Annotated in this window: 21 protein-coding genes and 5 pseudogenes; 9 read left to right on the top strand and 17 right to left on the bottom strand. The window is 42.4% G+C overall.

Features of this window, described 5'->3' with window-relative positions:
- Nucleotides 1–2: 2 nt before the first annotated feature.
- The 3 genes from HWQ38_RS30215 to HWQ38_RS30205 form a co-directional block, all read right to left on the bottom strand.
- Nucleotides 3–332, bottom strand: a complete 330-nt coding sequence (locus HWQ38_RS30215) for a 4Fe-4S binding protein (RefSeq protein ID WP_292801222.1) — start codon at nucleotides 330–332, stop codon at nucleotides 3–5.
- Nucleotides 329–1,954, bottom strand: a complete 1,626-nt coding sequence (locus tag HWQ38_RS30210; RefSeq protein ID WP_292801220.1) for an FAD-binding protein — start codon at nucleotides 1,952–1,954, stop codon at nucleotides 329–331. The genes HWQ38_RS30215 and HWQ38_RS30210 overlap by 4 nt, the downstream gene beginning before the upstream one ends.
- Before the next feature lie 582 nt (nucleotides 1,955–2,536).
- Nucleotides 2,537–4,354 (bottom strand): iron uptake porin, encoded by a 1,818-nt coding sequence (locus HWQ38_RS30205; protein WP_292801218.1) that lies wholly within the window; start codon nucleotides 4,352–4,354, stop codon nucleotides 2,537–2,539.
- Nucleotides 4,355–4,987: 633 nt separating this feature from the next.
- Here HWQ38_RS30205 and HWQ38_RS30200 point away from each other — a divergent pair.
- Nucleotides 4,988–5,272 (top strand): annotated as a pseudogene (locus HWQ38_RS30200) (LLM class flavin-dependent oxidoreductase); the annotation flags it as partial.
- A 129-nt stretch (nucleotides 5,273–5,401) separates the two neighbouring features.
- Nucleotides 5,402–5,713, top strand: a pseudogene (locus HWQ38_RS30195) (LLM class flavin-dependent oxidoreductase); the annotation flags it as partial.
- Here the strand turns inward: HWQ38_RS30195 and HWQ38_RS30190 are convergent.
- From HWQ38_RS30190 to HWQ38_RS30150, 9 genes and pseudogenes are all read right to left on the bottom strand, one after another.
- Nucleotides 5,712–5,837 (bottom strand): annotated as a pseudogene (locus tag HWQ38_RS30190) (RNA-guided endonuclease TnpB family protein); the annotation flags it as partial. The pseudogenes HWQ38_RS30195 and HWQ38_RS30190 overlap by 2 nt on opposite strands.
- A gap of 49 nt (nucleotides 5,838–5,886) precedes the next feature.
- On the bottom strand, nucleotides 5,887–6,570 hold the full coding sequence (locus tag HWQ38_RS30185) for a Crp/Fnr family transcriptional regulator (protein WP_292801216.1): 684 nt from the start codon (nucleotides 6,568–6,570) through the stop codon (nucleotides 5,887–5,889).
- A gap of 188 nt (nucleotides 6,571–6,758) precedes the next feature.
- The gene (locus HWQ38_RS30180) at nucleotides 6,759–8,027 is read right to left on the bottom strand and encodes a pilus assembly protein PilB (protein WP_292801214.1); all 1,269 of its coding nucleotides are present in this window, start codon (nucleotides 8,025–8,027) and stop codon (nucleotides 6,759–6,761) included.
- Between the two features lie 272 nt (nucleotides 8,028–8,299).
- The gene (locus tag HWQ38_RS30175) at nucleotides 8,300–9,487 is read right to left on the bottom strand and encodes a HetZ-related protein 2 (protein ID WP_292801212.1); all 1,188 of its coding nucleotides are present in this window, start codon (nucleotides 9,485–9,487) and stop codon (nucleotides 8,300–8,302) included.
- A gap of 1,170 nt (nucleotides 9,488–10,657) precedes the next feature.
- Nucleotides 10,658–10,840: pseudogene (locus tag HWQ38_RS30170) on the bottom strand (type II toxin-antitoxin system ParD family antitoxin); the annotation flags it as partial.
- A 141-nt stretch (nucleotides 10,841–10,981) separates the two neighbouring features.
- The gene (locus HWQ38_RS30165) at nucleotides 10,982–11,332 is read right to left on the bottom strand and encodes a carbon dioxide-concentrating mechanism protein CcmK (protein WP_292801210.1); all 351 of its coding nucleotides are present in this window, start codon (nucleotides 11,330–11,332) and stop codon (nucleotides 10,982–10,984) included.
- Between the two features lie 85 nt (nucleotides 11,333–11,417).
- Nucleotides 11,418–11,729 (bottom strand): BMC domain-containing protein, encoded by a 312-nt coding sequence (locus HWQ38_RS30160; RefSeq protein ID WP_292801208.1) that lies wholly within the window; start codon nucleotides 11,727–11,729, stop codon nucleotides 11,418–11,420.
- 741 nt (nucleotides 11,730–12,470) lie between these two features.
- Nucleotides 12,471–13,211: a hypothetical protein gene (locus HWQ38_RS30155; protein WP_292801207.1), complete on the bottom strand. Its 741-nt coding sequence runs from the start codon at nucleotides 13,209–13,211 to the stop codon at nucleotides 12,471–12,473.
- Between the two features lie 3 nt (nucleotides 13,212–13,214).
- A complete protein-coding gene (locus HWQ38_RS30150; RefSeq protein ID WP_292801205.1) occupies nucleotides 13,215–13,847 on the bottom strand; it encodes a ParA family protein in 633 nt (210 codons plus the stop codon).
- A gap of 258 nt (nucleotides 13,848–14,105) precedes the next feature.
- Between HWQ38_RS30150 and HWQ38_RS30145 the strand changes: the two genes are divergently transcribed.
- The 4 genes from HWQ38_RS30145 to HWQ38_RS30130 all read left to right on the top strand — a co-directional run bounded on the left by HWQ38_RS30145 (nucleotide 14,106) and on the right by HWQ38_RS30130 (nucleotide 16,817).
- Nucleotides 14,106–15,488, top strand: coding sequence for a cytochrome P450 (locus HWQ38_RS30145; protein WP_292801301.1), 1,383 nt, complete (start codon nucleotides 14,106–14,108; stop codon nucleotides 15,486–15,488).
- A gap of 122 nt (nucleotides 15,489–15,610) precedes the next feature.
- Complete coding sequence (locus tag HWQ38_RS30140; RefSeq protein WP_292801203.1) at nucleotides 15,611–15,919, top strand: hypothetical protein; 309 nt, start codon at nucleotides 15,611–15,613, stop codon at nucleotides 15,917–15,919.
- Nucleotides 15,920–15,931: 12 nt separating this feature from the next.
- Complete coding sequence (locus HWQ38_RS30135; protein ID WP_292801201.1) at nucleotides 15,932–16,330, top strand: hypothetical protein; 399 nt, start codon at nucleotides 15,932–15,934, stop codon at nucleotides 16,328–16,330.
- A gap of 139 nt (nucleotides 16,331–16,469) precedes the next feature.
- Entirely contained in the window at nucleotides 16,470–16,817 is a 348-nt protein-coding gene (locus HWQ38_RS30130) for a hypothetical protein (RefSeq protein WP_292801199.1), read from the top strand.
- A 188-nt stretch (nucleotides 16,818–17,005) separates the two neighbouring features.
- Here HWQ38_RS30130 and HWQ38_RS30125 read toward each other — a convergent pair whose 3' ends face one another.
- Both HWQ38_RS30125 and HWQ38_RS30120 read right to left on the bottom strand, forming a co-directional pair.
- Entirely contained in the window at nucleotides 17,006–17,434 is a 429-nt protein-coding gene (locus HWQ38_RS30125; RefSeq protein WP_292801198.1) for a hypothetical protein, read from the bottom strand.
- Between the two features lie 39 nt (nucleotides 17,435–17,473).
- Nucleotides 17,474–19,282 carry an ABC transporter ATP-binding protein gene (locus tag HWQ38_RS30120; RefSeq protein WP_292801197.1) on the bottom strand — a complete coding sequence of 603 codons (1,809 nt, stop codon included), beginning with the start codon at nucleotides 19,280–19,282 and terminating at the stop codon, nucleotides 17,474–17,476.
- A gap of 6 nt (nucleotides 19,283–19,288) precedes the next feature.
- Here HWQ38_RS30120 and HWQ38_RS30115 point away from each other — a divergent pair, with 6 nt between their 5' ends.
- From HWQ38_RS30115 to HWQ38_RS30105, 3 genes are all read left to right on the top strand, one after another.
- Nucleotides 19,289–19,453: a hypothetical protein gene (locus HWQ38_RS30115; RefSeq protein ID WP_292801195.1), complete on the top strand. Its 165-nt coding sequence runs from the start codon at nucleotides 19,289–19,291 to the stop codon at nucleotides 19,451–19,453.
- Nucleotides 19,454–19,726: 273 nt separating this feature from the next.
- On the top strand, nucleotides 19,727–21,400 hold the full coding sequence (locus HWQ38_RS30110; protein ID WP_292801193.1) for a SulP family inorganic anion transporter: 1,674 nt from the start codon (nucleotides 19,727–19,729) through the stop codon (nucleotides 21,398–21,400).
- Between the two features lie 21 nt (nucleotides 21,401–21,421).
- Nucleotides 21,422–21,757 carry a hypothetical protein gene (locus tag HWQ38_RS30105; RefSeq protein ID WP_292801191.1) on the top strand — a complete coding sequence of 112 codons (336 nt, stop codon included), beginning with the start codon at nucleotides 21,422–21,424 and terminating at the stop codon, nucleotides 21,755–21,757.
- Between the two features lie 292 nt (nucleotides 21,758–22,049).
- Here HWQ38_RS30105 and HWQ38_RS30100 read toward each other — a convergent pair.
- The 3 genes and pseudogenes from HWQ38_RS30100 to HWQ38_RS30090 all read right to left on the bottom strand — a co-directional run.
- Nucleotides 22,050–22,391: pseudogene (locus HWQ38_RS30100) on the bottom strand (ISNCY family transposase); the annotation flags it as partial.
- 167 nt (nucleotides 22,392–22,558) lie between these two features.
- Nucleotides 22,559–22,840, bottom strand: coding sequence for a hypothetical protein (locus tag HWQ38_RS30095; RefSeq protein ID WP_292801189.1), 282 nt, complete (start codon nucleotides 22,838–22,840; stop codon nucleotides 22,559–22,561).
- Nucleotides 22,841–22,935: 95 nt separating this feature from the next.
- On the bottom strand, nucleotides 22,936–23,399 hold a 464-nt coding region (locus HWQ38_RS30090; RefSeq protein WP_292801187.1), incomplete at its 5' end, for a DUF4114 domain-containing protein.

Genomic DNA, 23,399 nt, shown 5'->3' with positions numbered 1-23,399 from the left:
TACTATTTCATCTGCTTGAGAATTTGGAATGTTTGATCAGTTTTTGCTGTTGATGTGCGTTTATTTCCCCAACCAACATTTTCACGGTAACTACCCAGTAGCCCGACTTCTGCCAATTCTGCCTCGTTGACTGAAGTCTTCATATCGCTTTCTGGTGCAACATAAAGAGCATCAACTGGACAATACAATTCGCACATATAACAGGTTTGGCAGTCACTCTGTCGCGCAATGGTTGGCGGCGCATCTGGCACACGGTCAAACACGTTGGTCGGGCAAATGTTCACGCAGATATTACATTTTATGCACCGCGAATCGCTGACCAACTCAATCACACTAACGCTCCTATTTTAGATAAAGGCTTTTCTGCACTCTGTAAAGGCTGACTTTTCACCCAAACTTGATCTAATCCACCACTAATCAAGTGATGTTGCTGGTTAGCATCAAGTTCTGGATAATCTAAGTGTCTGTGCATACCACGACTTTCTTTACGTTCGATGGCACTGCTGTACATCCATCGCGCTGTGGCTACCATCGCCGCAGCTTCTCGCGCCCGGATTAGCTCTTTATCTGATCTTACCTGGCTACTGCGGAGTTCTTGCCAAAGATGATTTAACCTACCCAAAGACTCGGTTAAGCCTTGTTCTGTACGGAAATAATTCTTTTCGTAGGGGAATACTTCAGCTTGGACTGCCTGAATCACTTCATCAGTTGCCAAGGTTTGAGAGCGATCGCTCCCACTTTCTAATCCTACCTCTCCAACACCATGAACGCGGCGTTGAGTTTTATTTTCCCCCAAACTGCGGGTATATTCAGCAGCCGATTTCCCTGACCAATAGCCAGAAGATATTGCCCAAGCTGCATTGTGACTACCACCACCAGTAAATCCGCCACAAATCAGTTCGCGTGTAGCCGCATCTCCAGCCGCATAAAGTCCCCGTACAGAACTTGCACAACTCTCATCTACAATCCGAATTCCCCCCGTACCGCGCACAGTTCCCTCTAGGCGCAGAGTCACAGGGAAACGTTGAGTAAATGGATCAATGCCTGCACGGTCAAAGGGTAAAAAGAAGTTGGGCTGTGCTAAACGCATAGATGGCCGCATCGATTCCGCCGCTTTGTCTATGATGGCGTAAACTGGCTGTTGCATCAATGTTTGGGCAATTATTGAACGTCTATGAGAACTTGCCCCCGGAATCACAGTACCATCTTCGTAGGTGAAGGTTGCCCAATTATAGAACAGGGTTTTGGTAACTGAAGAAAAAGCGGGAGAGATGCCGTAAGCATTGGAAAATTCCATACCCGACATCTCGGCACCAGCTTCCGCCGCCATTAAATAACCATCCCCTGTCAGGACGTTGCATCCTAACGCTTTACTGAGAAATGCACAGCCACCTGTTGCGATAATTGTGGACTGCGATCGCACTAGCCATTTCTCACCAGTCTGACGGTTCACACCTGATGCACCAGCAACGGCACCATCATCATCAACCAGTAATTCTAAGGCGGGGCTGTTGTCTAAAATTTTGACTCCGGCCCGTTGAATTTGCCGCCGCATCAGCCGCATATACTCCGGCCCTTGTAGCGATCGCCGATAGGGTTTACCTTCATCGTCGGTAGGAAAGGGATAACCCCACTCTGCTAACTGATTGACATTTAGATAAGTCTGATTCAGTACCCGATCCATCCAGTTGCGATCGGATAAAAACCCACCCAAAGATTCCCGACTTGCCTTTGCTGTTTCTCGTGCTTCTGGGTCAGGTGGCACGTACCACACACCATTACCAGATGCCGCAGCACAACCAGTTGTGCCACAATATCCTTTGTCTACAAGGATCACCCTAGCTCCATTTGATGCAGCACTCCATGCCGCCCAAGTTCCAGCTGGCCCACCTCCAATCACAAGCACATCTGCTTCTAAGTCGAGTTCAAAATCGGTTGTTAACGTCTTCAGCATCTACAATTTCCCCCCATCGATAAAGTCTTAAGCATCAAGTCTTCACCCCATCAATGCTGCAAAATATTTATAAACCTGTTTGTCTATCTACTTGACGGCTTACTAGTTGCCTTAAATTGTGGCTCCTTAAGACAGGTTGCCACTAGATTGGCACTCGCTAAATACTTTATCTTGACCGATAAACCGTAGTTTATAATATAACAAAGTCTTTCACAGTTTCCGACAAAAAGCAAGCATTTTCACAAACAAATTCAAACGTAAATTTATATGAATGGGGAGTGGGGATAAACCTCATCTAAGTCGAGAACCGTAGTTTTTGCCCTCACCCTAAATCCCTCTCCCAGATATGGGAGAGGGACTTTGAAATTCTGGCTCCCCGAATCCCAAATCTGGGATTCGGGGTTGGGGGATGAGGGCAAATCCTTTTGATCACCGAAGAACTACAGGTTTCAAGATAGACGCGGTTTCATTCGTAATTAAGTTTTGTGACTTGTGTTAAGCGAAGTCGAAATACGGAGATTTCAATTAGGCATCAAAACGTGCTGGCTGTAAAGGCAGGGAAATTAAACTGAACATAGTTTGTTAAAACCTAAACAGAGTACGAACCCAAGCAAATAAACTATCAGGATTGCTGGAATCAGAATTCGGTGCAGTAATCCAGATCAAACCCGGCGTAATCTCAATATTATCTCCGATTTTATATTGGTAGAATGCCTCAATGTGCAGGGAAGTATCTTTGTCCGCTTGTCCGGCACCTGCTCCCAAATCTACATTCTTGCTGAGACTGATCATTTTCGGCTCCATACCAACTAAAACCCCCCCTAGAGCACCTTCCTTAAAAAGATCGGGGAATGCCAGCCCTACCGCCCAATCCATGCCATCGCCATCTCCGTGTCCCAAATAGCGTTGTGCTGCATAACTTACCCACGCATCGATTGCCAACTTGGGACTAATTTGATAGAACGTCTGTAGACCATAAAGGTTGCCCACAGTTCCCGCTCCGGGCACAGTGCTGTTTATCAGGTTACTGCCGTCTGCTGGACCGAAGTTTGTTCCACTAAAACCTATGGTATTTGCTGGGCTATAGGTATTAACGTAAGTTCCCGCCACCCGAAAATTCCGATCAGAAGAGTAGTATATTAACTGTGCTAAAGCTAAATACCTGCCTTTAAAGAAGCCATTATTAGCTGTCGGATTGTTGCCGTTTGGTGCACTGTACGCTAATCCTAATTGAACCTGTTTGCCTAATCCCTGGAGTACGGCAATTCCGGCACCGCTATCTCCATAGTTATAGACCAAAGACCGCCGTGAAAATCGTGAAATCCCATTACCACCAGTCGCAGAAGAGGATTCAAAATATGGGTTAATCGGGCCAGAAAGACCTATTTCACTAGCTCCATCAGACAGGGCATAAATGTTGACTTGGGTATTGGGATAAGGTAGAAACCGATAGCGGACACCACCAAGAATAATCTGATTGCGTGCAAAAGTAATACTGGCGTTATCAGCAGTTCTCCCCTCATAAGTTCCCAATAATCCAGCTCTTGTTTGTCCCAATGATTCAATACTTCCACCTGAGAGTGTTATACCTAGTGAATCTTTACCGGTAAAACTGGTGTTTAACCGTAAAGAAGTTAAACCTTGAAGTGTGGGATTGTGAGCTGCGGGTGTCTTACTGACGACGTTATTGCCCGCCAGAACTGAGCCAACAACAATCTGAGCTCGGCCAATAAGTTTGGTTGTGGTCGAAAACTGAGTTGATTCTAACTTCGCACTTCGCACTTCTAAGGTATCTAAGCGTCCCCGAAGTTGAGCAAGTTCTGGAGAAAATTGTTCTTGTAGTTTTTTGAGGGTATCCAAGTCTTCCCGTTTAACTAAATCTGTCGTTGAAGTTGCTATTAGTTCATTGAGGCGATTTAAAGCTGCATTCAACCCAGCCGCAAATTCATAGCGCGTTAGGGAACGATCCCCTTTAAATGTGCCATCTGTATATCCTGTAATTACACCGTAGCGCTCAACTAGAGACTGTAATGCTTGAAATGCCCAATCTGTCGGCTTAACATCTGACAGTTGTGAGACGGATGTCACTTGTCCTGCTACATTATTTGGAGCTTTTTTATTAGTTGGCGGTGCAACTTCCAACAATTGCGATACAGGTGTCACTCGTTCGGTAAGATTATTTCTAGCCTTTTTAGCACTTAATGGTGCATTTGAAGTTTCTACTGTTTGATTGATAACTCCTTCTGGAGCTTTATTCACTTCTATTTGGACAGTAGATGCAGCATCAGATTTAGGCAGTTCAGCTTTACTTTTTGCCGGAGAAAAGACCAGGATAATGAGAATATCTAGCAACGAAAACAGGAACATTAGGCATCTATAATTCCAGCGAAAATTAGACATGACTCTTCAACTCCTCAACCTTAATGATGAATAAACTAGCTCTAATTTGGACAGATAAACCAGTGGGAATACTTGATGCAATGTCGCTGCTCAACCATTAGAGAATAACCTGAGCAAAGGTTTCACTAGGGAGAAAAGTAGCAATCTCCTATAGATATCGAAACCAGTACTAAGCAGTTGAATGTAGAATCCAAAAGCCGCAGTAAAACCACCTTTGAAATCCTGTTTTTTTGGTTACACTGTACAAAGTTAATCAATGATTACTGACATTGACTAAAGCTTGATTTGGATTCGATTTATTATCTGCCAATGAACATTAGCTGAAAACGCTAATTTGCAATCAGCTAGATTTTGACAGCATCAATTGTCAGCTAAATACGATAAATCGATAGAATTACCGTACTTTGTGTAGAATTATCTTTGCATAGAGCTTGGTACAATGCAAGACCCAGTATTTTTTCATGAGGTGAAAATATGAGAAATGGTATCAATTCACCAACTGCGATCGCGCAGTGTGCCGTAGCCGATCGCCGCAGATAATCAGTACGTGGACGAAGAGAAGTCTGGGCGGAGCGAAAAACCGGGGTAATTCGGTCGGAGAATTGTAGATTTTAATTTTATACCCTGATAAATATGCAAATTCTCTGGTTTCTTCATACTGGATCTCATGACGGACGCTATTTAGGCACAGATATTGGCTCTGGTGTTGTCACACCTGATTATTTACAGCAAATTGCCCAAGCTGTAAATAATTTGGGCTATACGGGCGCATTGTTACCCACAGGGAGTTCTTGTGAAGATGCTTGAATTACCGCCGCCGCTTTTATCTCTGTCACCAAGCGGATGAAATTTCTCGTGGCAATTCGCCCAGGAATTACTTCTCCAGGTGCGGCTGCACGGATGGCAGCAACATTTAACTCATCCCCCGGCTTCAATCTGGGGGTAAATCGAAGTCATTAGTACCAATGACTAATGACTAATGACTAAATCGACGGGCGGCTATTCCTCCCACTCCTTGAAGGGATGGGATTCCCGCCGATTTTCGTTGACCGAATTTCTAAAGGAAGATTGTTGATTAATGTCGTGACAGGTGGAGATCCGGTGCAACTGGCTGGAGATGGTTTGCATCTTAGTCATGATGATCGCTATGATTTAACCGATGAATTTCTCAGTGTTTGGCGGGGTATTGTCAGTGAGAAAACAGTCGATTTTAAAGGAAACTACCTCGATATCAAAGGCGGTAAACTCTTATTTCCACCAGTTCAAAAACCCTATCCACCCTTATGGTTTGGTGGTTCATCGGCTGCTGCCAAGCGAGTTGCTGCCAAACACATCGATGTTTACCTGACGTGGGGCGAATACTTTTAGCCAATCGTGTTTTAACCAGTCCTTTGATTTTCAGTTTTTCCACTGCGATAACATCATATTTATTTAGAAGTGATTTCGCTGTTTTGAAGTGAAAGTCTTTTCGAGTATCAGCAACTTATAGCATTTTAGATTTTAGATTTTGTATCGCTGAATGAATAAAGTAATCACAGTTTGCCAGCCAAGTTCATCAACTGTTTGAAGTTCACAAGATAAATCATGTTGTTGGTGCTGTCAATTTTGATCCACCCTTTCTCATGGAGCTTTTCCATAATTTTGGTGGTTTCTTCAACGCCGATTTCTGTAACCTCGGCTAAATCTTTGAAGGGAATGTTAAAAATTTCCTTCCCCAAATTGGATTCCTGACCATAACTTTCGCCTAAATTCACTAGGGTATGGGCGAGTTTGACTGCTGGTGGTGAAGACCGCATCTGTAAGCGCACGTTAATTTGCCGTAATCGCCGCACCATCAGTTGCAACATCCGGTGATGCAATTGCGGGTCTTTAAACAAGATTTGAATAAAACGCTCTCTGGAGATACTAATCAACTTCACAGGTGAAAGGGCAATAACATCGGTTGAGCGTGGAGATTCATCCAAAATTGCCATTTCTCCAAAAAAATCGCCCCGACCAAAAATTGCTAGAGCTACCGGATCTTCACCGACAGTACGCCGGACTTTTACCCAACCAGAAACCACGAAGTAAACGGCGTTACCCCAGGCATCTTCCATCACAATAGCTCGCCCAAATGGGTATTCATGTTCAATTGCAACGTTGAGTAGCCATTCCAAAGTCTGGGGAGTGGCTGTACTCATTAAGGGGAAAAGTTTACTAAAAACCTCAGTTAGCATGAAATATTTGCAAGAAATGGATTTAAGAGCGGGAAACTAACTTTGCTACTATAAATTTGTTTAAACCGTAATCTTACTCAGAATGCGATCGCAAAATTTGTATTTATTTTGAGATGAACCTCGAAGGTTGATCGGTCTAAGGTTACATTACAACATAACAATTATGTATGCGCTCGCAATCAGGGGTTTCACTGACAGATCGATGATTTGCTGTTTGTTGATCGATTGCTTTCCAGTGCTAGTATTTTGATCTGTTGGTCTAAATTTTTCACTAGTTGATTCAGGGCTACCATTGCCTCTGATTGCTGAGAGTCAAAGCTGGGATTGAGTAAAAGTCGTTGTTGTAGTTCATGCAACTTGAAGCTTAGTTGCTGAGAAATTCCTAAGACATCGCGGCTCAAACGCGCTAACTGTTGTTGTTGATAGAATTTTAATGCTGCTCCCCGCAAGACTTGGAGTGTTGCTTCTTCGCCGTAGATTCCCGGCATGACTCGCAAGCGTAATAACAAGCCGTTTTTTTGATATACGTATTCTTTCTCTACCTGTTTTGGTTCTGTAACCGTGGTGAGAGGCAGGGAAGCAAAGCGCTTTAATTCATTCAGTACTCCTTGGAAAACCGAGAGCGGCAGTTTATCTAATACAGACTGCAAGACTCCATTATCACTCCACAGTATCCTGCCTTCATAAGGTTGTCTTTCTAAGTACAGGCGACCAATTCCCCCAGCCAGAATTCGCCCTAGCAATTCTTCTAGTAATTTCTTGGGTGGTAGTGTTGGTAGCACCTCAATCGGACTAAATAGTTCGGGAAGTTGTGTAGACAAAATAGGTAAATTGTTTGGTGCTGCTGCTTCTGAAGTGTCTCCCTCCTGACCTCTGGAAATCGGGGTCAACAACGTCGTAGTTTGAGATAATTTATCTAGCTCTGGGATCGGAGGCAAGTCTACGTGCTGCCAAGAATGTTGAGGTTTTTGTGTCTGAAACACGATCAATATTGGTTGGTGATTTGATTCCAAGTCGGCATCTACAGGGAGAATAGGTTTGTCAGCAATGCTAGCTGCACTATTTGTTGGGGGAAATTCTGTTATTGGCTGATGCAGTTGTTTAGCATCTAGCTGAGATGTATTTTTATGATTGAGGTAGGCTGACAGTATTCTGCGGTGAGCGTCGGCTGCGATCGCCTCAATCACTTTTGTGCAATTGATATAAGACAAGATGCGACTAACGTAATCTAGTGCCTCGCCCTCTTCTGGATGAACCATACCTAGCAAGAGGTTGTTGTCTTGTAATTCCAAAGGCAAAATTTGGTGGTAGAGGCAAGCTTCAAAAGACAAAAAACTATCAATCAGCTGGAATATTTGCTTACGAATATCTACTTGCTCCCACTGACTTGGTGTACCAGTTAGCACTTGCTTTCTATTTACTCCGGTATCTGTTTGTTTGCCCTCTGAAGACAACATAGGTTTAGATTTGCTTGGCGTTGGCTTGTATACTGTCTTTCCTTTAATTTAGTAGGTATTTAATCAAGATCCTTTGTTAAATTGTTAATAATTAAATTATCTACACATAACATCAGTAGAAGTAAATATATGATGAATTTTGGATAGTAGTTTAGTGATAATACTGAGTTATGGATCAGGGGCATAGGGCATAGGCGAAAACTCTTCTCCCGGTCTTCTCCATCTTCTACTCTTCCCCACGACCTCAGTAAATCAACTAGAAGCCTCACATCCTACTCCTGGGTTCTTAAAGCTTGAGCAACAAGATAGACTTTTGTCCATTCGCCTAGCACTTGATGAGTTTTGAGTTTTAAATGTTGAGCTATTGCTTCTATTGAGTTACCTGCTCTTTGCAAATCTAGGATCTGCCGCCCCAGAGGAGTCAATTTTTGATCAAGTTGCTGCCATTGGTGTCGTGTTAATCCCAAATTATGTTCTTGCAAGGAAATTGAGAGCCAATTGTCTATGAGTTCTGGTTTACCTTTGAGCGCAAAGACGCGCACGGCGTGGTAACTAATTTTTTCTCGCAAACGGTATACTTCTTTGGTCTGCTTATTTAATCTCTGGGCAATATCTTCCTGAGATTTACCTTGCAGATACAGTCGTAGCCATTCCACTGCGTCTGTTCCCAGATTTTCTTGTAAATAATTTTCAAATTCTTCTTGTACTGACTGACGCAGCGCTTGTTGTTCCTCTAATTGTTGTGCTTGTTGATATGCTGCGATCGCCTGACTATCGATTAAGTTAACTCGATTATCACTGTCGTCTGTGAGAACTTCTTCCGACACCAGTCTAATCAAGTCATGTCCCGGCACTTGGGTTAAGCCACCGCGCTGAGTGCGACGCAAGTAATTTACAAATCGGTAAGCTAATAGGGGTTGATTGCGTACTGGCCGTAGAGAATATTCTTCTAGACTGGCAAATAACAGAGCATCCCCTAATCTTCGATCGCTTGTATATTTAGCAATATCAGCCATTTGCTGTTGCATGTGGCTATCGCTTTGCAATAATTCTTGGAGTACTTCTTGTAACACATCGATCACACTGCGCTGGCGATCGCGGCTAAGGGAAACCCAAGTCTGAATCTTATTTCGTAATGTTACTAAACTCCCCAATCGCGTTATCAAGTTGCGATAAGCGCGTTCTCGCCCTAGCCCCAAGTAGCGTTGACGTAAAATTCTCCAGCGATATTCCATCGCTTGCTTGGCAATATCGAATTCCTTAGGGTTAAACAGATCAAACCGTTTTGAGTCAGATCCAAATAGCCAGAAAATAATACTTTGCCTCGCAGCTTCATTTTGGTCTGGACATTCCGCAGCCAAGCGCTTTCGCCAATCTAGAGCCAGTTGTTCTACATCCTTTGTCATAGTGAGATTGCGTTCCTCGAAACTCAATTTTGAAGTTTGCATCACAACCCCCATTCGTCCCACCTAATTGTTTAACTGGCAACTTCCCCGGATTTCATGAAAATCATGAAAACATCTAAGTGATTCCACTTTTATTACGTCTTAATTCACTAAAATTATGCAGAAATTGCTAGATTGATGTTTTACTTGCAATTTCCAAATGCCCCAAACCCATGCCTATGAGTCCTTTGGGTCAGTTCTGTTAATTTAAACTTTTTGTAAAGTTATGTTATTTAACTCAGATCAGAAATTTGCCTAGAGTGGTGAGGATACACCTTTGCACGAGATGGATCAGGGAAATCTGACATTTTGTAACCGAGCCGAGGAACGAATATAATTTAACTTAATATTTAGACGTTATTTCACCTGTATAAGTTTCAACCTTTTACAACCCCTTACTTAGTAAAATACTTAGTACACAAGACCACAAAAAGGGTATGGAATTTAATCATTCGGAGGTTGGGTAGAACAAACGCGGATAGCGTCCCGTAGGGAAGTGAAACCCAACATCAAGTCTGAATATTTCCGAACCCCTTTTAGGGTCAGGGCTGTTTCATCCCCTAAAAAGCGGTGGTTTACAAGCGTTTCAAGCAAAAAAATCAGGTAACTAGAAAATCTGATTAGACAAGGAAATGGCATTTGTACTTAAATTTATCCGTTGAACTGGTAATTTTTCTTTTTCCCACTTCCCTAAATTTATCGCTCATACTGTTGACAAAATCATGACCTTATCGAATGAAACAGCCCTGCTTTTAGGGTGACGTGTACTTAGTTAAATCTCAATATGCTTGGTGTTATTGATATTTTTGCCCCGGAAGATCCCGCCAACCCCTCTTAAAATAAATGGGCTTAATTCCCTCTTTTTTAAGGAGGGTTATGAAGGAGCAAGCCTTAACTGAATCCTATTAAGTTAAATTTCGTCATATATTTTGATTTTATTAAGTGTATATACGTAAACTAGCGGTTAAGATTTTATATCTGTTGAACAATAATAAAAGTAAATTATGGACGGCGAAGAATTGAGAAAACGTTACGCTGTTGGGGAAAGAGATTTTACTGGGATCGATCTCAAAGAGGTTAATGTTAGTGGAATCGATCCCGATCTTGACATTGTTGCTTAACGTAATTTTTTTCAAGTCATGCTATTACCACTTCCCCATTAAGCACCTCTCCACGTTCGATTTAACCAAGCCCAACAGCTATTTTTTTACAGGTTTCTTCTTCCCAATCCTGATCACCCTTTTCCCATTCCTCCAGCAGTTTTAATGCTAATGCTAATGCTATAACATCATCAGCTTTCTCATATCTACCGTTAGCAATTCGGCTTTGGATAAATTGCTCGTGTTCAGGTTTAAGTTGGATGTTGATGATTTTAACTCTAGTTAAGAAAACAGCATTACCTTTGTTCTAACAAGAGTGCCGCCTGAACTGCTATTCTCTCCTCAAACGAGTATTCATTTATGGAGATTCTTCGTTTGAAATTTTGAATTCCCCCGCAGGGGGTTGACTTTATCTACTGTTCAATGATCTAACAATGGGATTTTCTACAGATTCTCGATACTCTTGGACTTGTTCTGTGTAACCAATTGGCAGAACAGCTTCAACGTTTTCATGGGGACGAGCAATAATCACCCAAGATTCTAGGGTACCGCCATAAACATTCTCTGCGGCTTCAACACCAGCAGCCATAGCGGCTTTTACTTCAGAAACATCGCCACGAATATTAACTGTAAAGCGAGCGCTACCTACTCTGATATAACCAACGAGGGTAACTCGACCAGCTTTTAGCATCGCATCTGCTGCTGCTAGCACCGCAGGAAAACCTTTCGTTTCAAGTGCTCCAACTGCCTGTAATGACATTATTAATCTCCTTTATGAATAAACGATATGGGGGCGACAAGTTAATTGTCCGAAGCTTCGCTACAGATTTTGATTGCAAAATTGCTTAGAAGATGCGGAAAGGTTCTGATTCTTCAGTGAAATGGATTGGTAATATGGTTTCTACATTTTCCGGGGGATTAGGAACGATGTAGTAGGTAATTACTGTACCAACCTTTACTTCCTCTCCGGCTGCGATTCCGGCTTCAACTGCTCTTTTTACCTCAGCAACGTGTCCCCGTACAGCAACTAGCAGGCGAGCGCTTTCGGCTTGACCATAATACACTATTGTCACACCCGCAGCTTTGACCATTGCATCTGCTGCTGCTAAGACACTAGGAAAACCTAAAGTTTCAATTACGCCAACGGCCATTGGCATGGCATTAGCTCCTGGATTAAGTGATAGGCGACTTCAATTGTACGTGGCTTTAGTCCAAATTTTGACATTTTGGAAAACTTTCTTTGATGCCATAATTTTTGGGGAGTGGGGAGTGGGGAGAGACGCGATTAATCGCGTCTGTACAGGAGTGAGGAGTTGAGAGGATGTTTGTAAAGTCTAATTTATTACTGCCGGGTGACTAGAAGTCGTACGCGAACATTGCTAACGTAATTCGTAATTAAACTTAGTTGGAGATTTAGATAAGTAATATCATGTCCCGGTAATTAGTTGTGATTCCCATAGTCATTGCACCCCACCCCCATTCCCTGACAAAGCGTAGCTTTGGCGAGGTGGGGTTCTTGGGGTTTAGTAAGTAATCAAGCGGACATGATATAAGTGGGTCAAATTAAATATAAAACCTCACCTTGCCTCCGGCTTCCCTCTCCGAACTCACGAAGAGGGATTGAGGGTGAGGTTTGATCTTATGTTTAATTACGCCTACCTACTTACCAACTAATTCCAAACCACTAAGAAAGAAAATTTGGTAGGTAAATTAAACCGGTTTCTTAATTACGAATTACCTTAGCGCCATGGAGAGAGAGTCATCATACTCTTACAGAGAAGCAAGCTACGCTTTTAGCATCTCCTAGAGAGCGTCATTACGAACTTGTACTGAGCATCTCGACTTCGCTCGATGGAACCGCAGCCTCTCGTAGAGAAGTATTACGAATTAATCTGACTCTAGTCAAGTAACCACATCTCATTAGAACTATCAGGATACTCATTTGGTTGATTTTGAGGTTGATTTTGAGCTAGTGTTTCCGATGACCGATGTGATTTTTTGTAGTTAAGTGGATTGTAGTGGTCTTTTACTGGTTGTATAGCACTAGTTTCTTTTACAACACTATCAGCATACTCACCTGGTTGATTTTGAGCTAGTTTTTCCGATGGCCGATGTGATTTTTTGTAGTTATATGGATTGTACTGTTCTTTTACTGGTTTTATCGCACTAGTTTCTTTGACAACAAGTTTAGAATTATCTTCTGCTGTTTGTTTTAAAGAATTAATTTCTTCTATCAGATGGGAATTTGCTTCTGCAAGTTGCAGTGCTGTTTTTTTGGTTTCGTCAAGTTCTTTTGTTAGCTCTTCTGCTATTAATCGTTGTTCTGATGCTAATGTTTTTTGCTGAGATAATTTTGATTGTAAATTAGCAATCTCCTGTTCAAGAGATGCTTCTTTTTTGTGACTTGTTTCTAGATTACTTGTCAACTCTTTGACAGTTTCTTCTAAATCGGCCTTAGTTGGACTTGTGCGCTTAATAGAAGTTGAGTGATCTGTCTGGTCTGAGGATTCCTCATCAGATGAAGCCTGTTTTTCGACAATTTTTTCTGCTGTAACTTCGATCGCAGATTCACCTTCTGAGGGTGTAAATTTTTGCGCTTCTTCTTGTAATAAGTCAGAGAGACTTTGTTTCCTAGCCATTATTTATTTTCTCCAATCACGCTGTAATTCATCAGCTGCGCGGCGATAGTCTGATTCCGCCTCCCGCGCGTTACTTCCTCGCCATTGAGCGATCGCTACACCCTCAAGTGCTGCTCGTTCATGAGCTTTATAGGCACGAATAAAGGTATTACAAGTAGGAATACCTAAGCGAGTCAGAGTATTTTTTGCTTCTTGTGCTTCCCCCAGACTGCGCGTATCGACTTTGGTGAGCAATACCCGATGGGGGGTTCCCAAGGGGATGACGGCTTCCTTGACTGTTTCCACGAGGATTGCTAAATCCATTGCGGCTGGGGGTGTAGGCAAAACTAGATAATCTGCGATCGCAACTACCGCGACTAATGCTTCAGAGCGTAGCGCGGGAGGTGTATCCACCACTACTAAATCGTAACCTGTTATCTTTCCTAAATCACCTAAAAGTGTGGGATCAGTTTCTTGAGATAAATCAAATCCCATTCCCTGCTGACTGCGCCCAAACCACCAACTGGCAGAACCTTGAATATCTGCATCAATCAGCAGCACCTTTTTTTTCTTGGCAAAGTTTGCAGCCAGATTGACTGCGGTAGTCGTTTTACCGACTCCTCCTTTACCGTTGAGAATAGCGATGATTTTTGGCACTGCTTGCGTCCGATGCTGCCTCTTGAGTGCTGAGTTAGGAGTTAGGAGTTAGGAGAAACGCGATTAATCGCGTCTGTACAGGAGTTAGGAGTTATTATTCTCCTTCTTGTCCAGCTTGTCTCCCCATTCCCCAGCGATGCACTGAGCAAGTCGTTGTGTCCCTAGTCCCCAATCATGAATATACCGCTTTCTGTAACCCTAAATAACATGAAAACTCGTAACAATAAAATTCATCAGCCATCAACTCCACAAAATTCTATGACAACAACTTACAATCTGCCTGACGGGCCTGAAATACCGCGCTGGTTGCGGATGATCAAGTTTATTGGTCAGCCAGTGAAATATGTGGATGATTTTGCCGAAATCTATGGTGACACTTTCACGATCAGGAGTAGTCGCTCTGATAATCATCTTGTGTACTTTAGTCAACCCCAAGCGCTTGAGCAGATTTTTACTGCTGATTCTAGGTATTTTGAGGTTGGGAGAGGGAACATAAGACTAAGATTTTTACTTGGCGATCGCTCCTTTATGTTATCAGATGGCGATCGCCACCAGCGTCAACGGCAACTATTAGCTCCTCCCTTTCATGGCGAGAGGATGCGGGCTTATGGTCAGGATATCCGCGAAATAACCCGACAGGTGAGTAACGAATGGGAAATTGGCAAGCCTTTTAATATCCGTGAGTCGATGCAAGAAATCACCTTGCGTGTTATTCTGCGGGTTGTATTTGGTTTGAATGAAGGACAGCTTTTTGAGTCACTGAGGCGATCGCTAAGTGACTTATTAGACTTCATCAGTTCGCCTGTAATGTCCAGCGCCTTCTTTTTCCAGTTCATGCAAAAAGATTTTGGTGCGTGGAGTCCGTGGGGTTGGATTCTGCAACAACGGCAAAAAATTGATCAACTGATTTATGCTTTGCTTCGAGAACGCCGGGCTGAATCTGAGCAAAATCGCCAAGATATCCTAAGTTTGATGATGGCGGCTCGTTACGACGATGGTCAAGGGCTGTCAGATGAAGAATTACACGATGAGTTAATGACGTTGCTAGTTGCGGGACATGAAACTACCGCTTCGGCATTGACATGGGCTTTTTACTGGATTGACCATTTACCAGAGGTGCGTGAGAAGTTACTACAGGAACTCAACACCATTGGAGTTAACCCCGATTTGAGTAATGTAGCTAAATTGCCCTATTTGACAGCAGTTTGCCAAGAAACATTGCGAATTTACCCAATCGCCATGACTGCTTTCCCCCGGATTGTGAAGACCCCAATTACAATTATGGGCTACGAACTGCGAGAGGGAACGGTAATTGTCCCCAGTATTTATTTAGCGCATCATCGGGAAGAAGTTTACCCACAATCCAAGCAGTTCAAACCAGAACGCTTTTTAGAAAGACAATATTCACCTTATGAATATTTACCTTTTGGTGGCGGTAATCGTCGCTGTATTGGGATGGCATTTGCCCAGTATGAAATGAAAATCGTCTTGGCAACTGTTTTGTCGGAATTTCAAGTATCGCAGGTGAATAAGCGTCCTGTGCGTCCTGTGCGCCGTGGGTTAACTATAGCTGCACCCGCCGGAATGCGGATGATTGCTACACCTCAAGTTAAGCGTGCAAATACACCAGCGCTAGTTTAGGCAATTAGGGTGGGCATTTTAATCCCCACCCTACTATGGGGTAATAATTACGAATTACGTTAGCGTAGCGGGACGTAGCCCATTACGAATTAAATTTGACTAGTATATCACTAGTAAATTAAATGGAAGCTTTACCCAATAATTGGGAAGATATTCAACCTAATGCTGTATATTTGTCAACCAGTGGTCTGCTAGTTTCATTTGCAAGTGAACAAATAAAGTTTTCATTAAAATACGATCAGAATGGCAAACATTTAAAAGCTATTGAGAAAGGGCAAGTACCTCCTCGTGGTAATGTGGGACTGGTGACTTCCCAAGAATCCGGCTACGATTTGAAATCTAAAGTATTAGGTAAAGGTGGTGAGCGCCGATTTCATGCAAAATTTATTGATGGTATATTACACTTCCCCGGTTTGGTAACAGAACATTAAACCCGCAGAACTATGAAAAAACTTGAATTGAAAAATCATCAAGTTTGGCGAGATTTAACTGAAATATTAGAAACTTTAGATGCTAATACTGTTGTTAAACAACATCTGGAACTATCTGATTATAAAATATGCGGTTACTGGGATGAACAAGATAAATATTATGAAACAATTACTTTGCCTCGTCTCCTAAAAGCTGAATTAGTTAGTAGCTCTATTGGCGTTACCCACAAAGAACGTTTTCTACAACTAAAGTTTTTCCTTATAGCTTCTGCTGTTGATGGGACACAGACGGCAAGTAATAACGCTCAAAAGTTAGGTGAGTTGGTTCTTATTTACAATGAAAATTTAGATTTTATTGATGAAAGTTGGCTTTTAGATATTGATTCTCCAATGCTTGAGATACAACTCTGAAGTCTATCTGACAGTTAATCATATCGCTCACCTCGCAGAGTTTTTTTCACATTTCACCATCTGTATTTTTTGAGTCATAAGAGGGAAAACTTTACAGATACTTATTGCGTGTAGACTTGACAGGAAGCCAACTGATTTAGTGAAAATTGATTCAGGTAATCCAAAGGCGATCGCTACTTTATTCCAAATACGTGAAAGTAATCAAAATAGATTCATGCGTTTGCAAGCATCTCAAAGTCTAGTAAATGCTGTTCAAAATCTAGAACAACTTGATCTAGGCAATAAATTAGTTAAAGAGAGCCTAAAACAAGCTGTCCTTCTTCTTGTTCAGGACATTGAGAATTTTCAGGAATATGATGACTACGAAAACAAATTCAGCCTTAAACCCACACATCAACTATCTTATGAATCCTGTTTATTGGATATAGCAGAAAGCTTGACGAAAATCCTTCAAAAAGAACATTTATCACAAGTAGTCATAACCTAAAAGACTATCTGAGTGAACAGTTCTACAAAAACAGTTCATATCGCTACGAAGCCGTATTTAACATTATCTGGCATTGTGCTGAAAATCTAACTTACCCAGATTTCTACAAAGCAATCAACTAAAAAATAAGCGCAGAGTTATTTCTCTTCCTCCGCGTTCCTCTGCGCTTCCCTCAGCGTCCCTCTGCGTTAAAAAACAATCTCCTCCCTCATCCTCTCTTCCAGCACATCCAATAACCCATCCACATCCTTCCCAACTTCCTCAAAACAAATCGGTGGTGCTGGTTCCGGTGCAAACTGAATTAACTTAATTTCCCCCTTACCAATCCCAATCATCACAACTTCCACTTCCGGCTGATGATTCTCAACAATTCCCAAAATTTCCTGAAGCCGATTATCAACTTGATTATTTAACTTATCTATCTGCTCTTTCGGACAATAAACAAAATGCGGTGTTGGTTGCAAATCAATACCAACAGTACCCTGACTGTCACCATTTGCTAACCACAATCCCCAAAACAGCGCCGCCAATTCCTGCTGATTTGCTTTCACAAACCTATCTAACTGGCGACGCCACTTAGTATCACCTGATTCTGGTTGACTATTACCAAAAAACATAAATAATTCGTAATGAAGACACAAAACTTTGCGCGAAAGTTATCTCAAACCTGACTGTACACGCCAAAGACTAGAATAAATCTCATCTTTCTCCAGCAATTGCTCATGAGTTCCCGACTCTACTAATTTCCCATGTTCCATGACATAAATGCAATCGGCATTGCGGATGGTGGAAAGACGATGAGCGATCGCAATTGTAGTTCTATCGACTGTAATCCGTTCGAGCGATCGCTGAATTGCCGCTTCTGTCTCATTATCCACTGCTGAGGTTGCTTCATCTAAAATCAGAATGGGGGGATTTTTGAGAACTGCACGGGCGATCGCAATCCGTTGTCTTTGTCCACCAGATAACTTTTGTCCTCTTTCTCCTACAATTGTCTCATAACCTTCGGGCAATTCAATAATAAATTCGTGCGCCTCCGCTATCTTCGCCGCCGTGATGATTTCTTCTTCTCTAGTTTCAAAGCTACCATAAGCAATATTCTCCGCTACAGTGCCATGAAATAGAAAGACATCTTGACTCACCAAACCAATGCAACGGCGTAAATCTTGCAAATTCAAACTTTGTAAATCAATGCCATCGAGAGTAATACTTCCCGTTTGCACTTCGTACAACCGCAACAAGAGTTTGACTAAAGTGCTTTTACCAGAACCAGTTGAACCGACAATTGCGATCGTTTTTCCTGCCGGAATATCCAAAGACAGATTTTTAATCACTGGAAATCTATCTTTATAGGCAAAATAAACATTTTTAAATTGCACTTCACCGCGCACTTCATTCACAGGTAACGATACATCACCTGTATGAATAGCGATAGGAGTATCCAACAAATTCATGACTCGATTAGTAGAAGCCATTGCCCTTTGATATTGGTCAAAAGTTTCGCCTAATCTTGTTAAAGGCCACAGCAAGCGCTGAATTAAAAATACTAATACGCTGTAAGTACCTACAGACATTTTTCCAGAAACTGCTGCCATCCCGCCATACAACAGTAATGCCGTGAAACCCACTAAAATTAGCATCCGAATTAACGGGACAAAAGCAGCAGAAAGAGTAATTGCTTTAGAGTTACTACGGCGATAAGCTTCACTATCTAATTCCAGACGAGAGGCTTCATAAGCTTCAGCAGTGAAACTTTTAATAGTAGTAATTCCACTAATATTATTTGACAAACGCGAATTCAGGAAACCTACCTTTTCTCGTACTTCGGCGTAGCGAGGTGCAAGTAATCGTTGATAAGCAAAGGAACCCCAGAGGATAAACGGCATTGGAGACAAAGCCATCCACGCTACACTAGGAGCCAAAATAAAGAAAGCAGCGCCAATAATTACAACAGTTGCGGAAACTTGGATAATATCATTCGCTCCTCCATCCAAAAACCGCTCTAATTGGTTAATATCATCACTGAGAATAGACATTAAACCGCCAGTGCTGCGTTCTTCAAAATAAGCCAATTCCAACTCTTGCAAATGTTTGTATGCATCCAAACGCAAGTCATGCTGAATATTCTGAGCCAAATTCCGCCAAAGTCGAGCGTAGGCGTACTCAAAAACAGATTCTAGTATCCAAATGATCACAGTCAGGAAGGAAATAATCAAAAATTGTTGAAAGACATCGCGTACCCCTAACTGGGCAATTATGGAATCCTGCTGTTTGACTACCACATCCACCGCAACGCCAATTAAGCCGGGTGGTGCCAAGTCGAAAAATTTATTGAGCGTAGAATAAGTAGTCGCCAGCCAAATTTGTTTACGATACTGGTGTCCATACTCAAGCAAGCGCTGGAGAGGATGCGTTGAATGTTTACGCCTTCTTGATATCCGATGAGATTTTAATAGAGTAGCCACGGCTTTTTGCGGTTTCGTGCAGTTGATATTAACACAGAACAAAGTCCTGAGTCTGACGATGAGCGATTACCTACGGTACGCTACGCGAACGCAATTATAGTTTTATCGACTATAATCCCTTTGAGCGATCGCCAGATTGCCGCTTCTGTTTCATTAGGGACTGACAAATAAAAAAATACCCCACAAGATTGGGTAATTTATTTGTTGTCAGTCCCTTATCCACCGCCAAGGGAGCTTCATCTAAAACCCAAATGGGCGGATTCTTCAATATTGCACGCTACAAGCTAATCACAATATAATCTTGACTTTTTTCCCAGATGTCTATAATAAAGGGGCTTTTCCCCGCAGGCTCTTTGGGGTTCCGGGTATTATGCTTAATTGCCCGGATATCATATCACATCAATGTATGTATCAGCAAATTCTGTATGAGAGTTGAAACTGAATATGGCAATCTCAGATATCCTCGAAGAACCACAGCGTCTGGGACGCTTATTTAGTGGACTGCGTGGCGATTTGACGGGAGGGCTGACAGCAGCAGTAGTAGCCTTACCTTTAGCTTTAGCCTTTGCGGTAGCGAGTGGAGTAGAACCAAAAGCTGGACTTTACACCGCGATTGTGGCGGGAATTGTCGCGGCAATCTTTGGCGGTTCCTCGGTACAGATTACAGGGCCAACAGGTGCAATGGCTGTGGTTTTAGTGGGAATTGTCGCCAAGTACGGCATTGAGAAAGTTTGGATTGCTGGGGTGATGGCTGGGATTATCCAGATTGCCTTGGGGGTTGCCAAACTTGGACAGCTAGTGAAGTTTATTCCCTATCCAGTGACGGCAGGCTTTACCAATGGTATTGCCGTGATTATATTTTGTGGTCAATTAAATAATTTCTTTGGTTTACAACTACCGCGCAGTGAACATTTTGCGCCGGGACTTTGGCAAAGTCTAACTCATGTAGAAGCTTTAAATTGGGCTGCTGTTGGGTTGGCAATAGTGGTGATTGTAACCACGGTTATGTGGCCCAAGATTAATTCTATAATACCGGGTTCTTTAATGGGGTTGGTGTTGGCAACAGCGATCGCTAGTTATTTCCATCTCGATGTACCCACAATTGGCAACATTCCGCAATCCTTACCGATGCCCCAAGGTATTCCCCACTGGAATAATTTTGGCTTGATTCGGGAACTGATTAATCCGGCTTTGGCTTTAGCAGCACTGGGAAGTATTGAATCGTTGCTATCGGCGGTGGTGGCTGATGGGATGACGGTAAGCGAAAAACACAATAGCGATCGCGAATTGATTGGTCAAGGATTGGCAAATATTATTGTGCCATTTTTTGGTGGCATTCCCGCAACAGGTGCGATCGCTCGGACTGTTGTCAATGTCCGTTCTGGCGGTAAAACCCGACTATCTGGGGTAATTCACGGCGTTGCTTTAGCGATTATTGTTTTAACTTTAGCACCCTTAGCAGCACAGATTCCTTTAGCGGCACTTGCTGGGATTCTCATGGTAGTTAGTGGGCGGATGATTGAGTGGAAAGGCATTGGTTTGTTAATGCGTGCTACCTACTCCGACTTTGCGGTGATGATTCTCACCTGGCTAGTGACAATTTTGTTTGACTTAGTTCTGGCTGTCGAAGTGGGATTGATTGCAGCTGGAGCTTTGTTCATCAAACGGATGAGCGATTTAAGCCTAGTTAAAATACCTGAAACCGAAGTATTTCCCCCTGGTACTCCTCTGGAATTAGGTAAGGAAATTGCCGTTTATCGGGTAGATGGCCCCGTATTTTTTGGTGCTGCTGAACGGTTTGCTACCTTCCTGCGCGATGAACCGGAAGTGAAGTATTTAATTCTACGGTTACGGTTTGTGCCAAATATGGACACAACTGGGTTAGTAGCCTTAGAGGATATTTATCATGACATGGAACGGCACAATTGCCGGTTAATTCTCACAGGTTTACAACCCGAAGTCAAACAACTATTAGAACGTTCAGGATTGTTAAAAACAATTGGGTTATCAAATTGTTTTGAAACAACGACAGATGCGATTTGCTCTATCTCTCCTGAGATTGCAGGATGTTCTCTACCGATAGCGGCTGATTTAAAAACGAAAGAATTGATGGAATAAAATGACTGACAATATTTTGCAATGAAGGCGGCTTTGTTGAGTTTGTTCCGCCAGATTAAACTTGCATCGACTGGTTATGCCATTGCATCGCCTGGTTATGCCAATGCATCGGCTGGTTATGCCAATGCATCGACTGGTTATGCCAATGCATCGGCTGGTTATGCCAATGCATCGACTGCTTATGCCAATGCATCGAGTGGTTATGCCATTGCATCGGCTGGTTATGCCAATGCATCGGCTGGTTATGCCAATGCACACTCTACGTTACTTAGCAACTCTATAAAGCACTTGTCAGCAATTCTCATTATGAGTATGGTTATCAACATTTTTAGCGTAAAACTAACTGATGGAACATGAAATCTGTTGAGAATATTGCTGAGTAATGAATTAAAGGTATCTATGGCTATTTAAAATAAATTGATAGGTACAAAAATCCACCAAGTAATAGATGGAATGGGAGAAAATGACCATGTATTACACGGAATTGTGAATATTCTCAAAAATGATGTTTTCAGCTTGTGTTGGGATGAAAGTCTAATTCCAAACCGTGGATCATAAAGTCGAGTAGATTGTCCCAGGAATCAAAGTAGAGATAACGGATTAAAGCTCGTAAATCATCAAAAAAGGTCTTGCGCGTTGGTAAATTCTAGCGAATAAATTGGTATTTTACTGAAGTAAGGTCAAGTAGAGTATGAAACAGAAATGCCAGAATATTAAAGGTCGCTAATAGGGAAGATAAATGGTTTTTTCAATGTCCAAAGTTGTGTTCTAAGTTATAACCCTTGGTCTTCAGTGTATTGTTATTTTTGTTTTCCACTTTCCATCTGGTGCGACCAGCCGATACAATTGCCTCAACGTTAATCTCAGTAATTTGATGATTTGTGGCAAAGTTATTTTTGTAAATTAGAGTGCCATCATCACGAGTAATAGTTAACTCACACCAGTTGACCAATAAGGCATCTTCCCCATCCTTTAAGGGAATTTGATTGACATCCAGCACTCTTGCAAGAAGCCCAACCCCGAATTCGCCGCAACTTTCAGTTTCTGCATACGCCTCGGTCGCATATTTGACAAAAGCAACTATCGCCTCATGCGACCATTTTTCAGGCTGTGGCACGGATGCGGCGGAACTTTCGCTTGCTTTATCCGCTTTGACTTCTACACCCGAAACTTGGTTTTCTCCCGATAAGGAAGCAGATAAACCTGTTCTACCTGCCCCTGTGTTTGATTAGCGTTCGCTGAAATTGAAGAAAATTTATTTTGTGCGATGGGCGAGGCGCAACAAGTACCTTCTCTACGAGACGCTGCGCGAACATGACAGTCGCTCGATTCAACACCACAAGAGAGGTTTTCAGCTAGCAACGTTCGCGCAGCGTCTCCAAGAGTTGCGGGATTACTTTGTGCAGCATCCACAAGCGTTTCGGCTTTTCTTAATGCCATTCGGGTTTAAACCCTTGAACATTCGTTCACGGCTTTTTGTAAGGAGTCAGAATTCCTTCTGCCTCCTTACAAAAAGCCTTTCTTCGATAAGATGACTAAATTGTGGTTGTCAAATTAACTTTGATAATCAGATCATTGAAATCCTTGTCGCCACCATTGGCTAAATCCTCAAAGCCAAAAGTATTACTAGCTAACAAGCGAATGTGATCCGTATGATCAGAATTAGCACCCAAGAACGGGAAATAAACCGCCGGATCATTACTAGAATTGTTATCTAAAAGCGCATCAGGTTTAGCATTAACAATAATGAATGGAGCAAAGATAGCACCAGGTTGGAAAATACCAGTCTCAGTAGCAGTACCTTGATTTTTCACACTCAAATCAATACCAGCAACCCGACCACGCACAGCAGCCTGAATATAACCAGCCTGTCCCGCGAGAATATCAGGCTTGCCGTCGCCATTGGTATCAATTCCACCATTTGGATCAGTCACCTGATAAAAGCCGACGTAATCGTTGTAAGACGCCTCTCTGTAAACATTAAATTCCGCTTTGACTG

This window comes from Nostoc sp. NMS7 (assembly GCF_017115085.1).
In the GTDB taxonomy this organism is placed as follows: Bacteria; Cyanobacteriota; Cyanobacteriia; order Cyanobacteriales; family Nostocaceae; genus Nostoc.
The sequence above is the reverse complement of the archived record's forward strand: the minus strand, read 5'-3'. Positions and strand labels throughout refer to the sequence as shown.

Coding starts and splice junctions, on each gene's coding strand:
- HWQ38_RS30210 (WP_292801220.1), bottom strand. CDS start 1,954: ATGCTGAAGACGTTAACAACCGATTTTGAACTCGACTTAGAAGCAGAT.
- HWQ38_RS30155 (WP_292801207.1), bottom strand. CDS start 13,211: ATGGCTAGGAAACAAAGTCTCTCTGACTTATTACAAGAAGAAGCGCAA.
- HWQ38_RS30205 (WP_292801218.1), bottom strand. CDS start 4,354: ATGTCTAATTTTCGCTGGAATTATAGATGCCTAATGTTCCTGTTTTCG.
- HWQ38_RS30185 (WP_292801216.1), bottom strand. CDS start 6,570: ATGCTAACTGAGGTTTTTAGTAAACTTTTCCCCTTAATGAGTACAGCC.
- HWQ38_RS30140 (WP_292801203.1), top strand. CDS start 15,611: ATGGAAGCTTTACCCAATAATTGGGAAGATATTCAACCTAATGCTGTA.
- HWQ38_RS30110 (WP_292801193.1), top strand. CDS start 19,727: ATGGCAATCTCAGATATCCTCGAAGAACCACAGCGTCTGGGACGCTTA.
- HWQ38_RS30135 (WP_292801201.1), top strand. CDS start 15,932: ATGAAAAAACTTGAATTGAAAAATCATCAAGTTTGGCGAGATTTAACT.
- HWQ38_RS30175 (WP_292801212.1), bottom strand. CDS start 9,487: ATGGGGGTTGTGATGCAAACTTCAAAATTGAGTTTCGAGGAACGCAAT.
- HWQ38_RS30125 (WP_292801198.1), bottom strand. CDS start 17,434: ATGTTTTTTGGTAATAGTCAACCAGAATCAGGTGATACTAAGTGGCGT.
- HWQ38_RS30145 (WP_292801301.1), top strand. CDS start 14,106: ATGACAACAACTTACAATCTGCCTGACGGGCCTGAAATACCGCGCTGG.
- HWQ38_RS30180 (WP_292801214.1), bottom strand. CDS start 8,027: ATGTTGTCTTCAGAGGGCAAACAAACAGATACCGGAGTAAATAGAAAG.
- HWQ38_RS30160 (WP_292801208.1), bottom strand. CDS start 11,729: ATGCCAATGGCCGTTGGCGTAATTGAAACTTTAGGTTTTCCTAGTGTC.
- HWQ38_RS30095 (WP_292801189.1), bottom strand. CDS start 22,840: ATGGCATTAAGAAAAGCCGAAACGCTTGTGGATGCTGCACAAAGTAAT.
- HWQ38_RS30165 (WP_292801210.1), bottom strand. CDS start 11,332: ATGTCATTACAGGCAGTTGGAGCACTTGAAACGAAAGGTTTTCCTGCG.
- HWQ38_RS30105 (WP_292801191.1), top strand. CDS start 21,422: ATGAAGGCGGCTTTGTTGAGTTTGTTCCGCCAGATTAAACTTGCATCG.